The organism is Streptomyces sp. RLB3-17, from assembly GCF_007113425.2.
Lineage (GTDB): Bacteria > Actinomycetota > Actinomycetes > Streptomycetales > Streptomycetaceae > Streptomyces > Streptomyces mirabilis_D.
The window spans coordinates 7,026,186-7,038,198 of sequence record NZ_CP041610.2 but is presented as its reverse complement, the minus strand read 5'-3'; the positions used below and the strand labels follow the sequence as shown (position 1 = coordinate 7,038,198).

13 protein-coding genes and 1 pseudogene are annotated in these 12,013 nt (G+C 69.1%); 4 read left to right on the top strand and 10 right to left on the bottom strand.

The annotated features are described in order from the left end of the window. Nucleotides 1-245: 245 nt before the first annotated feature. The 4 genes from FNV62_RS31970 (at nt 246) to FNV62_RS31955 (ending at nt 3,099) form a co-directional block, all read left to right on the top strand. Nucleotides 246-530 carry a hypothetical protein gene (locus tag FNV62_RS31970; protein WP_054234762.1) on the top strand — a complete coding sequence of 95 codons (285 nt, stop codon included), beginning with the start codon at nt 246-248 and terminating at the stop codon, nt 528-530. A gap of 158 nt (nt 531-688) precedes the next feature. Continuing rightward, on the top strand, nt 689-1,594 hold the full coding sequence (locus FNV62_RS31965) for a hypothetical protein (RefSeq protein WP_143602756.1): 906 nt from the start codon (nt 689-691) through the stop codon (nt 1,592-1,594). Nucleotides 1,595-1,664: 70 nt separating this feature from the next. After that, nucleotides 1,665-2,102 (top strand): GNAT family N-acetyltransferase, encoded by a 438-nt coding sequence (locus FNV62_RS31960; protein WP_097286026.1) that lies wholly within the window; start codon nt 1,665-1,667, stop codon nt 2,100-2,102. Between the two features lie 52 nt (nt 2,103-2,154). Continuing rightward, nucleotides 2,155-3,099 carry a phosphotransferase family protein gene (locus FNV62_RS31955; protein WP_205521759.1) on the top strand — a complete coding sequence of 315 codons (945 nt, stop codon included), beginning with the start codon at nt 2,155-2,157 and terminating at the stop codon, nt 3,097-3,099. Nucleotides 3,100-3,113: 14 nt separating this feature from the next. Here FNV62_RS31955 and FNV62_RS31950 read toward each other — a convergent pair whose 3' ends face one another. The 10 genes and pseudogenes from FNV62_RS31950 to FNV62_RS31905 all read right to left on the bottom strand — a co-directional run bounded on the left by FNV62_RS31950 (nt 3,114) and on the right by FNV62_RS31905 (nt 11,897). Further along, entirely contained in the window at nt 3,114-3,407 is a 294-nt protein-coding gene (locus tag FNV62_RS31950) for a GMC oxidoreductase (protein WP_225900447.1), read from the bottom strand. Beyond that, nucleotides 3,376-3,996 (bottom strand): GMC family oxidoreductase N-terminal domain-containing protein, encoded by a 621-nt coding sequence (locus FNV62_RS57175; protein ID WP_143609092.1) that lies wholly within the window; start codon nt 3,994-3,996, stop codon nt 3,376-3,378. Before FNV62_RS57175 ends, FNV62_RS31950 begins: the two co-directional genes overlap by 32 nt. Next, a complete protein-coding gene (locus FNV62_RS57170) occupies nt 3,993-4,199 on the bottom strand; it encodes an NAD(P)-binding protein (protein ID WP_186003121.1) in 207 nt (68 codons plus the stop codon). The genes FNV62_RS57175 and FNV62_RS57170 overlap by 4 nt, the downstream gene beginning before the upstream one ends. A gap of 331 nt (nt 4,200-4,530) precedes the next feature. Then, a pseudogene (locus tag FNV62_RS58060) lies at nt 4,531-4,872 on the bottom strand ((2Fe-2S)-binding protein); the annotation flags it as partial. 150 nt (nt 4,873-5,022) lie between these two features. Then, nucleotides 5,023-5,865 carry a YhjD/YihY/BrkB family envelope integrity protein gene (locus tag FNV62_RS31930; protein ID WP_143609090.1) on the bottom strand — a complete coding sequence of 281 codons (843 nt, stop codon included), beginning with the start codon at nt 5,863-5,865 and terminating at the stop codon, nt 5,023-5,025. Between the two features lie 224 nt (nt 5,866-6,089). Then, nucleotides 6,090-7,304 carry a cytochrome P450 gene (locus FNV62_RS31925; protein ID WP_054234757.1) on the bottom strand — a complete coding sequence of 405 codons (1,215 nt, stop codon included), beginning with the start codon at nt 7,302-7,304 and terminating at the stop codon, nt 6,090-6,092. A 37-nt stretch (nt 7,305-7,341) separates the two neighbouring features. Next, on the bottom strand, nt 7,342-8,733 hold the full coding sequence (locus FNV62_RS31920; RefSeq protein ID WP_060899005.1) for an NAD(P)/FAD-dependent oxidoreductase: 1,392 nt from the start codon (nt 8,731-8,733) through the stop codon (nt 7,342-7,344). After that, nucleotides 8,730-8,957 carry a ferredoxin gene (locus FNV62_RS31915; protein ID WP_054234805.1) on the bottom strand — a complete coding sequence of 76 codons (228 nt, stop codon included), beginning with the start codon at nt 8,955-8,957 and terminating at the stop codon, nt 8,730-8,732. The genes FNV62_RS31920 and FNV62_RS31915 overlap by 4 nt, the downstream gene beginning before the upstream one ends. 288 nt (nt 8,958-9,245) lie before the next feature. Continuing rightward, on the bottom strand, nt 9,246-9,722 hold the full coding sequence (locus FNV62_RS31910; protein WP_097286025.1) for a hypothetical protein: 477 nt from the start codon (nt 9,720-9,722) through the stop codon (nt 9,246-9,248). A gap of 543 nt (nt 9,723-10,265) precedes the next feature. Beyond that, nucleotides 10,266-11,897 (bottom strand): multicopper oxidase family protein, encoded by a 1,632-nt coding sequence (locus tag FNV62_RS31905; RefSeq protein ID WP_060899003.1) that lies wholly within the window; start codon nt 11,895-11,897, stop codon nt 10,266-10,268. Nucleotides 11,898-12,013: the final 116 nt, after the last annotated feature.

Here is a 12,013-nt window from a genome sequence, read left to right as displayed (position 1 = left end):
TCCGGATCCCGTTCGGGGGCGGCCCCACCGCGATGGTCCTCGGATGCGACATTCCCGAGGACGCCACAGCCATCCGACCGCGACCCGCGCCTGCGCCCCCTGACGTACCGAACGGACTACCGCCGTTCGGATCGCGCGAGGCGGCCCTTCAGGTGATTGCCGGACGCCTCATGAGCCAGGCGGCCGTCGCAGGGGTACGACGTCTCAGCAAAGGACGAACCCAGAACGCCGTGAGGAGTTTGGCCATGTATGCAGCGATCCGGCGGTACGAAGGGGTGACCGATTCGGCCGAGGCCGCACGTCTCGTGAACGAGGGGTTCGTGCCGCTCATGCGCCAGGTCCCCGGCTTCGTGGCCTACTACTGGATCGATACCGGGGACGGAGCGATGGTCTCGACCAGCGTCTTCCAGGACCGGGCCGGTGCCGACGAATCGATCTCGAGGGCTGCGGACTTCGTGCGGGACAACCTCGCGTCACTGCTCCCCAACCCTCCCCAGGTCATGGCAGGCGAGGTGGTGGCTTCCGCATGACGGCGTTCGGGCCGGCCGCATGAGGCGTCACGGCCTTGGTCCCCCGTGGCGGGCAGCCCAACTGGCAACAGCCCTTGAATCCATGGCCGTTGGAGATGGGCAGCCCGTTCCGGGTGAGCGGACGGGTCAGACACCGGGCCACGGGGATACTGACCTGTATGACGGAGTGGCTCATATTCGCGGGCTATCTGGTGATCGCGTCGACGGCGTGGTCGCTCGACGGCACTGCGCGCGGCACCGCCGAAGATGCCCGGCTGAAGGCGTTCGTGGACCAGGACCGGCACGCCGCCGTCGTTGAACCGGATGCCGTGGAACGACTCGGTCCACTGGCCCTGGGCTCGCTGAGCGGCCGGGACCATTGGGAGGTGAAACAGGGGGCAGTGGCCAGGCTGGTGGCCGAGGGGCTGCTGCACCGGACGTCGCCCGATGAACCCGGCCAACAGCGTTGGGTCGCTCGCGGCACGTTGCCCGAAGACGCCGACGAGTTCGAGCGCGAACTGTGGGCCGCGGCGACACCCCTGCGTGTGCCCGATCCGGCCTTCTCCTCTGCCCACGACAAGGGCGTCTACCTGTGGAATCTGCACGCGCCGAACGCCCACCACCTTCTCGACGAGGCAAAGGCGCGGTTGATCGGTGAAGGCTATGCGCGGGGTCCGTTCGAGCCCGTTCCCGGCGGACGGCGGCTCCGGGGACGGTGGTCGACGGCCGCCACGGCGGCGGCGGTGCCGGTAGTCGCCGTACTGGTCCTCGACCACGCCTGGATCCGAGCCGTACTGGCGTTGATCATCGGCCTGGCGACTCTGGGACAGGCGGTTCCGGGCGGTCCGGTCATGCCCCGATGGCTGCCCACCACAACCGGCAAGGGGGAGAAGGTACTCCGGATGGCGCGTGAACGGTTCGCGGACCTGGATCCGGCGACGCGCCCGGATACGCAGGCGTACGACCCGCGCCAGGTGCGCATGGCGGTCGCGCTCTTCGGCTCGACGGTGCTCGAACGCATCGACGACAAGATCCTGACCGACTGGGCCCCGGAGCCGGTCTTCGTCGAGGGCCCCGGAGAGTGAACCAGGCCCCCGAGGAGCGATCCGCGCAAGGTGACCCTGATCGGTCCCGGGCGATGGATAGGCTCACGGCATGGACGTCCGTGTAGAGATCGCCCGGGAAGCGAGTCAAGAACTCGTGGATGCCTTCGGCCGACTGCTACCGCAATTGTCTTCGACGGCGGACCCGCTCGATTACGAGGCGATCGACCGGATGGTGACGTGCGAGACCAACACGGTGCTCGTCGCCCGGACATCCGATGACATCGTCGGCACCCTGACTCTGGTGCTGCTGCCCTTGCCGTCCGGCCTGCGAGCCCGTGTCGAAGACGTGGTCGTGGACAGCGTCGCGCGGGGCCGGGGAGTCGCCGGCCTCCTCACCCAGGAGGCCTTGCGGATTGCCCAGGAGGCGGGCGCCCGGACGGTTGATCTCACCTCCCGGCCGGATCGTGCGGCAGCGAACCGGCTTTATGAACGTCTGGGCTTCCAGGCCCGGCAGTCGACGGTCCACCGCTTCCCGATCGCCCGGTAGGACGCCTTTGCGGGCCTGGCTGGCGACTGCGCGGCCGACCGATGACCACCCGATGACCACCGTCGGCTTCATGCGATCGATTGATGAGGGTCGGCAGATGACCAGTCCCAGCCGCGACCGCGTCGCAGACGTCCGCAGCGTCGTGGTGACGCACATGCTCGACTACCAGATCGACTCCGTTGTGCCGCTCGGCGAGGGCCTGGACAACCTGGCGTACGAGGTCAACGGTGAGCTGATCGTGCGCTTCAGCAAGGAACCCGACCTGGCACGGCGGGCATCGCTGGTGGGCCGCGAGGCCCGCGTACTTGCTGCCGTCGCCGACATCTCGCCGCTGTCCGTCCCCGAACCGACGTTCACGGTCGCGGAGCAGGGATGTCTGGCCTACTACAAGCTCCCCGGCGCACCGCTGTTGGACATGTCGCGGCACCAGCGATCGGCCCACGGCGCGTCGATCGGCGCCACGCTCGGCGAGTTGCTCACTGCGCTGCACGCTGTTCCGATCGAACGGCTGGCCGATCTGGTGGACGTGGACCACCAGCTGCTGGCCGAGTGGCGACAAGAGGCCACGGAGAACTATGTGACGGTAGCCGGGCAGGTACCGGCGACGCACCGCCGACCCGTCGAGGCGTTCTTGGATGCCGCACCACCGCACGATGGATACACCCCAACGTTCTCCCACAACGATCTGGGGATCGAACACGTTCTCATCGACCCGGTCGCATGGACGGTGACCGGCATCATCGACTGGAGCGACGCAGCCGTCGTCGATCCGGCCTACGACTTCGGGCTGATCTACCGGGATCTCGGCCCCGCCGCCACCCGCACCGCCATCAGCAGCTGTCGAACCGACGCCGACGACCTCGCGGCTCTCAGCGAGCGCGCCGTGTTCTACGCCAGATGCAGTGTCTTCGAGGACCTGGCACACGGCATCGAGACGGACCAAGGCAGGTACGTCGACAAGAGCCTCGCCGCGATGGAATGGCTGTTTCCGCCATAGGTGTGTGCGGGCGGCTACGAAGGGGGGCGCACGAGGTCGGCCGCGCGTTCGGCGATCGCGTAGACGGTGGCGTTGGTGTTGGCGGAGACGCTGGAGGGCATCACGGAAGCGTCGGCCACGCGCAGGCCGCTGACGCCGCGCACGCGCAGCTTCGGGTCGACGACGGCCGTCTCGTCGGTGCCGATCCGGCAGGTTCCGGCGTGGTGGCTGTAGGTGCGCAGGACACCAACAGCCGCGATGTTGCCGCCATGGCCGGCGGCCTGCGCACGGCCTGCGCTAGTAGCGGGGATCGAGCAGCGGGGCCCCACCGGGTGTGCTGGTCGCCAGGCGCACCGTGCCACGGCTGAACGGCATCATGAGGGCGACCATGATGACGGGGTCGGCGACCTGCGGTTCGCTGCGGATCAGCCCCTGGACCTCGCCGTGGTTGTTCGCCCCCGGTGGGACCGGACGCGCCGCTCGGTAGACGATGCCGGACATGGGGTGGTCCCAGAGGTTGGCGCCGACACCGGGAAGGTCCACCGCCGTGTCGATCCCGACCTGCCCGAGGTGGTCCCGCGGGCCGATGCCCGAGAGCATCAGCACCTGTGGTGTGCCCACCGCTCCCGCGACGCCGGTGCAGTGGTCGCCGTCCAGGCCGCCGGCGAGATCCCGTACCTCGGTATGTCCGGCTTGTACGGCTGCGGTCAGGCCTGCCTCGGCCAGTGGATGGCGTTCGACGGCGGGTCCCACCCGCAAGGGGCCGTCCATGCCGCGTACCGCGGGGTCGCGTCCCGCGATGCCCGTGAGGTTCTCGCTGCGCTTGAAGTACGGCAGAAGGTCGTCGTAGCCCCAGCCTTCCGCGCCGACCTCGGTCCAGGCGTCGTAACCGGACCGGTGACCGCGCAGGAAGTTCATGGCGTTGATCGACGACGAGCCCCCCAGTCCGCCGACGTCCCCAGCAAGGTGGGCCAGGCCGGCGGTATCGCCATGGCTTCCAACGGCTCCCGGCCTCCCGCCTCCAGCAGAAGCACCCGTGCACCGCTGTCCTGCGACAGGCGTGCGGCGATGACGCAACCCGCCGTTCCAGCCCCTACGACGACGTAGTCGAACTCGGACACAGATCCCACCGGTCTCGGCCTTCCTCTCGCTTCCCACGGTGCCGTTGCCGGCGATGCGTCAGCCGTCGGCCCGTCACAGCAGGTGTTCGATCCTGATGGGCAGTTCGCGGACGCGGCGGCCGGTCGCGTGGAAGACGGCGTTGGCGATGGCGGCGGCGGCGCCGACCGTGCCGATCTCCCCGATCCCCTTGACTCCCAGGGGGTTGACCACCTTGTCCTGGACGTCCACGAACTCGATGTCGATGTCGGGGGCGTCCGCGTTCACGGGCACGAGGTATTCGCCGAGGCCGGTGTTGGCCCAGCGGCCGTCGCGGGCGTCGACGAGGGTCGATTCCAGCAGCGCGACGGCGGACATGATCTGGCCGGGTGTGCAGTACCCGCACTGGAAGGCGTCGTGCTCGCAGAACGCACGCTGCATCGGATGCAGCTCCGCACCGTCGGCCAGCCCCTCGATCGTGGTCACCTCACGGCCCTCGCACGTGATCGCCAGCGTCAGGCACGCCAGCACTCTGAGCCCGTCGACCCACACCGTGCAGGCACCACAGGTGCCCTGGTCGCAGCCCTTCTTCGAGCCCGTGAGATCGAGATGCTCGCGCAGCGCGTCCAGCAGGCTCACGCGCGGCTCCAGCGCCACCACGTGGCCCTTTCCGTTCACCGAGAGGTTCACCCTCACCGCATCCGGGCCACGTGTCCCCACGGTGGGAGCCTCCGCGACGGATGACAGCCCAGGTCGATCGGGCACCGTCTTCTCCTCGCACCAGAAGTCCTTGGTTCGAGCCTTGTCCGCCCATCGGCCCCCCGCAACCGGAAGTGCCCCGCTCACTCAGTGGTTCGGGCCTTTGACCTGGTGATGAGAGACCTGTTCCCGTGCCGTCCGCCACCGTGACCGAGTCTGCTCGACGACGCTGTCCCACTGTCGGTGGACCTCGTGGTCGGAAGGACGGTGGCCCTGGCGGATCCGGCCGAGCTCGTCGCGTACTTCTCGTCCCAGTGCCGCCGACGCGACCAGGACGAGCATGGCCGCGAAGAGGGCGGAGATCATCGCGAAGACGGCGCCGACCACCCCGTAGCGTGCGGCGGAGGAGTTGAAGAGGCGCGGCATGTAGATGGCCGCGCCCACCGAGTAGGCCACCGTCAGAACGGCGGCGGTGACGCCGAAGGGGATCAGGTCCGGCCGGCTGATCCGCTTCGCCGACAGGATCCGGCCGCTCCAGACAAGGAACGCGGCGGTCACCGGTACCTGACACACGGAGGCGGCCAGACCCAGCGCGCGCCCGCCAAGGAGCGCGGAGAGCGTCGCGGTGACCACCCCGTAGCCGCCGAGAGTGAGGATCCACCACAGGCCGTTGCGCGTATTGCGCACGCTGAGAGGCTTGAGTTCCCATGCCTGTTCGAAGAGCCGCTGCACGGCTCGCGCGAAACTGAGCACCGAGATCGTCAGAAACACGACCCCGAAGATGCCCACGCTCGCACTGGTGCCTTCGGCAGGAGAGAAGAGGGAGTTGACTGCCGTGGCGCCCGCTCCGGTGAGGTCGTAGCGCTTGATGATCCGCTCTGCGGCGTCGTAGTGCACGAAGTTGCCGAGGACGGCGCCGAGGAGGATGGAGAGCGGGACCAATGCCGTCAAGGCGCTGGACGCCAGGGCCATCGAGCGGTCGAAACCCACGATCTTCTGAAACCGGTTGATGACCCGCAACGCGAAGGCGGGACGCAGCCAGAAGGTCAGCGTTCTGACGAGGCGCTCTCGGTTGATCCCCGCCGTGTTGCCCTCCGTGAAGATCGGGACCTGTGGGACGGGGCGAGCCTAACGGACGGTCGCCGGACCGCTGAGGGGCGACACGAGCAGCCACCTGCCGGGCTCGAGCGCCGTGTCGGTGCTCGAACGCGGTGTCAGTTCTGGTCGACGAGCAGGTGGATGGGGCCGCGCAGGACGGGGCTGGGGCGGTACGGGGGTGGATCGGTCACCAGGGTGGGGTCGGCCAGACGGCGTACGAGTGCGGTCAGGGCGATCTGGGTTTCCAGTCGGGCCATCGGGCCGCCGAAGCACAGGTGGATGCCACTGCCGAAACCCAGGTGCTGGTTGTCCCGGCGGTCGGGGTCGAAGCGGTCGGGATCGTGGAAGCGCTCCGGGTCGCGACTGCCCGAGGCGAGCATGAGCATGATCTTCGAGCCCTTGGGGATGACGGTGTCGCCGACGGAGATGTCGCTGTACGCCGCCCGCCACGGAATGATGTGCACGGGGGGCTCGTAGCGCAGCAGTTCCTCGACCAGCGGTACGACCAGGTCCGGTTCGGCGCGCAGACGTTGCAGCACGTCAGGGCGGCGCAGCAGCGTCAGCATGCCGTTGGTGATGAGGTTGACGGTGGTCTCGTGGCCCGCGATGAGCAGCAGGTTGGCGGTGCTGACGATCTCGGCGTCGGTCATCCGCCCGTCGGGCCCGTCGTCGTTGGCCAGCCGTGTCAGGAGGTCGTCGCCGGGGTGGCCGTGGCGTTGTTCCAGCAGCCCGCCGAGGTAGTGGCGCAGGTCTTTGGTGGCCTGTACGCCGTTGTCCAGTTTCTCCTGCGGGTCGGTCTTGGGGTTGAAGTCGATCGAGTCGATGATGGCGTTCACCCACACGTGGAACCGTGGTTCGTCCTCGCGCGGCACACCGAGCAGGTGGCAGATCACGGTGACGGGGAACGGATAGGCGAAGTCGTCGACGATGTCGATCCGCTGCTTGCCCGCGAAGTCGTCGATCAGACCGGCGACGATGGCGGTCAGGTCGGGTTCCATGCCGGTCACGAGGCCCGGGGTGTGCGGGGGGCCGAAGTGACGCATCGCCAGGCGCCGCAGACGGTCGTGCTCGGGCGGGTCGAGGTTGATGAACGACGGTGTGGCGCGTTCCTGCATCGCGGGCATCGGATGTGTCAGGTTGCGGACGTCGGAGCTCAGGTGCGGGTCGTGCAGGATGCCGCTGAGTTCGCGGTAGGTGCTGATGACGTAGCTGCCGTCCTCCTGCAGGGCCACCGGCGTCTTGCGCAGCTCGGCGTAGAGCGGGTACGGGTCGGCCCGGTTCGCGTAGTCGAGGATCCGGGGCAGGATGTCGGGCGTCTCGGTCGTGGTCATGTCGCTTTCCCTCCTGTTCCGTCCTGCCTGTTCCCTCCTAGCGGTGCTGCCGCATGGCGGTGACGCGCCGCTCGCCGGGGTCATGGCCGGTGACGACCACCGTGGCGCCCTGGGCGAGCAGCGTGGGGCCGGGGAAGTCGACGGGCACCGGTTTGGCGTCGAGGGGCTGGTCGGGCGTGGGGCAGGGGGGCGGGAAGGGCGCGGCCCTCTCGATCAGCTGCCGGTAGTGGTCCAGCCACTTCGCGTTGTTGAAGCTGACGGCGGCGGTGACGCGGCCCTGATACCCGTATGCGGCGACAAAGCGGTGGTCGGCCACGGATCCCTGGGTGACGACGACCTCGTCGGCGTAGGTCGGTACACCGACGGACTTGATGTTGACGCCGAACTGGATCGACCAGAACGTCGGGATGGACAGGTGCGGCCAGCGGTTCGCCTGGGCGCTGACCATGTTGTGCGCCGCGATCTCGGCCTGCTCCACGGCGTTGGCCCAGTGCTCCAGCGAGATGAACCGGTACTCGTACATCGGGTTGGGGCTGCGTGCCACGTCTCCGGCGACGAAGATGTCGTCGGTGACCAGGCCGTTGAGGTCGAAGGCGCGGCAGCCCGCGTCGCAAGCGACTCCCCATACGCCCACCGCCAGTCCCGAGTCGCGCAGCCACTCGGTGTTGCGGATGCCCCCGAGCGCGACCACCACCACGTCGGCGTCGACCGTACTGCCGTCGGAGAAGTGGGCGCGGCGAACCCGCCCCTGCGCGTCGCCCTCCAGCTGGGTGACCTTGACACCGCAGCGCAGGTCGACGCCGTGGGCGCGCTGCATGTCCGCCGCGATCTCGCCGATCATGGCGCCGAGTCCCCCGACGAGTGGGGACGGCGCGAGTTCGGCGACGGTCACCGGGATGTCGCGCTCGCGGCAGACGGAGGCGATCTCGGAGCCGGTGAAGCCCGCGCCGATGATCAGTACGCGGGAGGGCCCGGCGGCGACCGCCCGCTGCAGGCCGGCCGCGTCCTCGCGCGTGCGGACCACGAAGACTCCGTCCAGGGCCGCCTCGGCCTCGACGGGCCAGGGCCGGGCCCGTACGCCGGTGGAGATCAGCATGCGGTCGAAGGGGACCGTGCGGCCGTCGGCGAGCCGCACATGGTTGTTCGCCAGGTCCAGTCCGTCGGCGGGGACGCCCAGGAGCCACTCCGCGTCGATGTCACGACGCCGTGGCAGGGTGGTGCCGTCGGCCGGTACCCATCCGGTCAGTACCTGCTTGGACAGCGGGGGGCGGTCGTAGGGCTCCCCCAGCTCGTCACCGATCATGGTCAGCTTCCCGGTGAACCCCTCGTCGCGCAGGGCCTCCGCGGCGCGCAGTCCCGCCAGTGACGCCCCGACGATCACGACGCGGCCGTCGCGCTTGAACCCCTGCAGGGTGTCGGCAGTGCTCATGACGGCGACGTCCCCACCGGCGCGTCCCGGCCCTCAAGCTGGTCGACCAGAATGGCCTGGAGGGGGCAGGCCGCCGCGGCGCGCAACACCTGTTGTCGCTGGGCGTCGTCGGGGTTCGAGGAGTACATCAGCGCTTCCTCGCCGTGCATCCGGAACGCGTCGGGAGCCAGGAACGCGCACTGCGCATACCCCTGGCACCGGGAAAGATCAACGACAACTCTCATCCCGACCTCCATTGCAGGGACCGCGAAGCCGCGGGTCCTGAGGCAGCACTCCCACGGCGTCCGAAGCACGAGGCACGCCTTCTTCGAAGAAAGGAGTCGGCAGGTTTCCGCAGGAAGAATCGATCATCGCGAATGAGGCCTCGGCGTCTGCAAAACCGCCCGGCGAACCTGACCTTGCCGTCAAAAGCGTATCCCCCGTGCACGTCGTCCGCACGGTGAGGATTCAGGAGGTGGGGATTGAGGAATACGTCGACCGCACACCGACCGGCCGCACGATGCGGGCGGCCCTCAGAACACCTCGGTCATTCCCGCCACTCCGCCGATGAACGCGCTGAGCAGCATCAAGGCGCCCAGCACACCGAGCAGCACCAGCAGCCCGCGCGGTGCTCGACGCGCACCGCCCTTGCCGCAGACGACCAGAATCCCCAGTAGCAGCACCATCAGGCCGAGCAGGGAAATCGCCAGCCACCCGAACGAGGACGCGGTGCCCGTCTGCTCGTATCCGCCGGAGGCCACCCGCTGCAACGCGACCGTGTCGCCGACGGGCAGGTTCTTGCCGATCGAGGCGTTCGGGTCGACGACGGTGCCGTCGGAGGAGCGGAAGATGCCACTGCAGTGGGGATACCGGTGGCCCCCGACGTGTTCCCAGGCGCACGCTTCGACCCGGAGATGCCCCGGGGTGCCGGCCAGGCCCGTGGCGTAGGCGAAATGCGTTGCGGCGAACCAGGTCAGCCCGATGCCCGCGGCCACGAGAACGACGACCATGACCGCCGGACGGCCTGCCCGAACTCTTTCCCCGCGCCGACCCCAGCCGTTCATCCGCTCTCCCCCAGAGTGCCCGCCCGGAACAACGCCCGGGTCACCCGGTCGTCCCGGCCGTCCCAAGCTACGCCTGGGCCACGACGTCGCTGCCGGGAGAGGTGCCCGGGAGCAGGCCGTCGTGGTCGGCGAGGCCGCGCGTACCGGCGATGGCGGCGTCCGTCGGGTCGGCCGACTGCGTCAAGGGTGCGTCGGCGCAGCGGTGTTCATCCCCTCCCCCGGCCTTCGGCCGAACCGCTTCCTCCGACACCCGAGCCGATGCGCCGCTGGTGGCAGCGCCGCGGCTGATGCACGGAGGACGCGGTGGGCGGGCGGGCCCGCCCGCGGCTCGGGGCGGGGGAGGCACCTGCCGCTCGGGCACCTCGCCCCGGTCCTCGCCGAGCGCTTCGACGCGCCGATCGACTTCGGCGGCCCGCGCGGCCACCGCGTCTCCCTCCCCGAGCGGGGTTTCGCATGATCAGGTGTCAAACCGTCGGTGGCTGGTGGGCCTCACTTCCGATAGCCGAGGATCGTCATCATGCCGGACTCCGAGTGGTACTGGTTGTGGCAGTGGAGCATCCACAGGCCCGGGTTGTCGGCGTAGAAGTCGACGACGAGTTTGTGGTGCGGCACCACGTGGGCGGTGTCCTTGCGGGCGCCGACCACGCCGAAGCCGGTGAGGGCGAAGGTGTGGCCGTGCAGGTGCATGGGGTGCCACATGTCGGTGGCGTTGATGAGGGTCAGGCGGATCCGTTCGCCGTAGCTGACCGGGTGGCGTTGCTCGACGGAGTACGGCCGGTGGTCGAAGGCCCAGTCGAACTTCTTCATCCCGCCGGTCAGCCTGATGCGCAGCTCGCGGTCCGGTTCGTCGTCGGTGAGGGCCACCGAGTCGTCCGGCACAAGGCGTCTGGCCGGGACGAGCTTGCCGTCGAGTTCGTCCGGGTGCACGGAGGGGCGGGGAATGTCCCCACTGCCGGTGCGCAGGACGGCCAGGGCCCTGGCGTTCTTGCCCTCGGCGAGCGCGACCAGCGGGAACACCCCGTCCTTGGCGGTGATCAGCACGTCGTAGCGTTCGGCCATGCCGAGCAGCAGCGCGTCCGTCTGCGTGTGCTCGACGGGGTAGCCGTCCGTGTGCGTGATGGTCATCTCGTGGCCGCCCAGCGCCACCCGGAAGGCCGTTTCGGCGCCGGCGTTGATGATCCGCAGCCGGATGCGGTCCCCCTTGCGGGCCCGGAAAACCGAAGGAGCCTTCGGGAGACGGCCGTTGACCAGGTAGAACGGGTAGTCGACGCTGCCTCCCTCGCTGTGCAGGATGCGGCTGTGGGAGTTCCGCAGGACGCGGGAGGGGCCGTGGGGCTTCTCGTGGGCGGCCTTGTCATGGGCCTTGCCCCCGGGTTCGTCGTCCTCACCCATGCCCATGCCCGTCGCCATGCCCTTGCCGTCGAGCAGCTGTGCGAGCACCCCGTCCGGGGTGGAGCCGGCCACGCCGTCCACCCAGTCGTCCAGGATGACGACCCACTCCTTGTCGTAGGACAACGGCTCCCTGGGGTCCTCGACGATCAGCGGGGCGTACAGGCCGCGGTCGAGCTGCAGCCCCGAGTGCGAGTGCAGCCAGTACGTGCCCGGGTGGTCCACGGCGAAGCGGTAGTTGAAGTCGTCGCCGGGCCTGATGGGGTGCTGGGTCAGGCCGGGTACTCCGTCCATGTCGCAGCGCATGCGGACACCGTGCGAGTGCAGTGTCGTGGACACGGGCAGATGGTTGGTCAGGTTGAGATCGAGGATGTCGCCCGACTTGATCCGCACCTCCCTGCCGGGCAGCGAGTCGCCGTACGCCCATGACCTGACGGTCCGTCCACCCAGGTCGAGGGTGGTCTCGGCGGCCGTGAGCCTGAACGAGCGAACGGGGCCGGACCCGCGTTTCCTCTCGACGGCGAGGACCTCGGGATCGGACGGGTTCACGTACCCCTTGGGCCCCCTGGGGACGAAGGGTCTGCCGCCGTGGCCGCTCCCCTGGTGCTCGCCGGGGCCGGGGTGCGAGCCAGGTCCGGAGGGAGAGTCGGACCCGGAGCAGCCGGCCAGGAGTCCCGAGCCGGCGGCCGCGATCGAGGCACCGAGCACGGTGCGCCGCGTAGGTGAGTGCATGAATGAATAACACACGTTTTACGCTGATATGTCCTCGAACCCGGCACGGCGTGTCCCCCATCGGAGCAGACCCCGTCACCCCGAAACAGAGACTAAGGTTAGGCTTACCTCATCGC

Excerpts from the sequence above, each read along its gene's own strand:
- FNV62_RS31925 (WP_054234757.1), bottom strand. The coding sequence starts at position 7,304 with ATGACCACGACCGAGACGCCCGACATCCTGCCCCGGATCCTCGACTAC.
- FNV62_RS31960 (WP_097286026.1), top strand. The coding sequence starts at position 1,665 with ATGGACGTCCGTGTAGAGATCGCCCGGGAAGCGAGTCAAGAACTCGTG.
- FNV62_RS31915 (WP_054234805.1), bottom strand. The coding sequence starts at position 8,957 with ATGAGAGTTGTCGTTGATCTTTCCCGGTGCCAGGGGTATGCGCAGTGC.
- FNV62_RS31910 (WP_097286025.1), bottom strand. The coding sequence starts at position 9,722 with ATGGTCGTCGTTCTCGTGGCCGCGGGCATCGGGCTGACCTGGTTCGCC.
- FNV62_RS31905 (WP_060899003.1), bottom strand. The coding sequence starts at position 11,897 with ATGCACTCACCTACGCGGCGCACCGTGCTCGGTGCCTCGATCGCGGCC.
- FNV62_RS31920 (WP_060899005.1), bottom strand. The coding sequence starts at position 8,733 with ATGAGCACTGCCGACACCCTGCAGGGGTTCAAGCGCGACGGCCGCGTC.
- FNV62_RS31970 (WP_054234762.1), top strand. The coding sequence starts at position 246 with ATGTATGCAGCGATCCGGCGGTACGAAGGGGTGACCGATTCGGCCGAG.
- FNV62_RS31965 (WP_143602756.1), top strand. The coding sequence starts at position 689 with ATGACGGAGTGGCTCATATTCGCGGGCTATCTGGTGATCGCGTCGACG.
- FNV62_RS57175 (WP_143609092.1), bottom strand. The coding sequence starts at position 3,996 with ATGAACTTCCTGCGCGGTCACCGGTCCGGTTACGACGCCTGGACCGAG.
- FNV62_RS31955 (WP_205521759.1), top strand. The coding sequence starts at position 2,155 with ATGACCACCGTCGGCTTCATGCGATCGATTGATGAGGGTCGGCAGATG.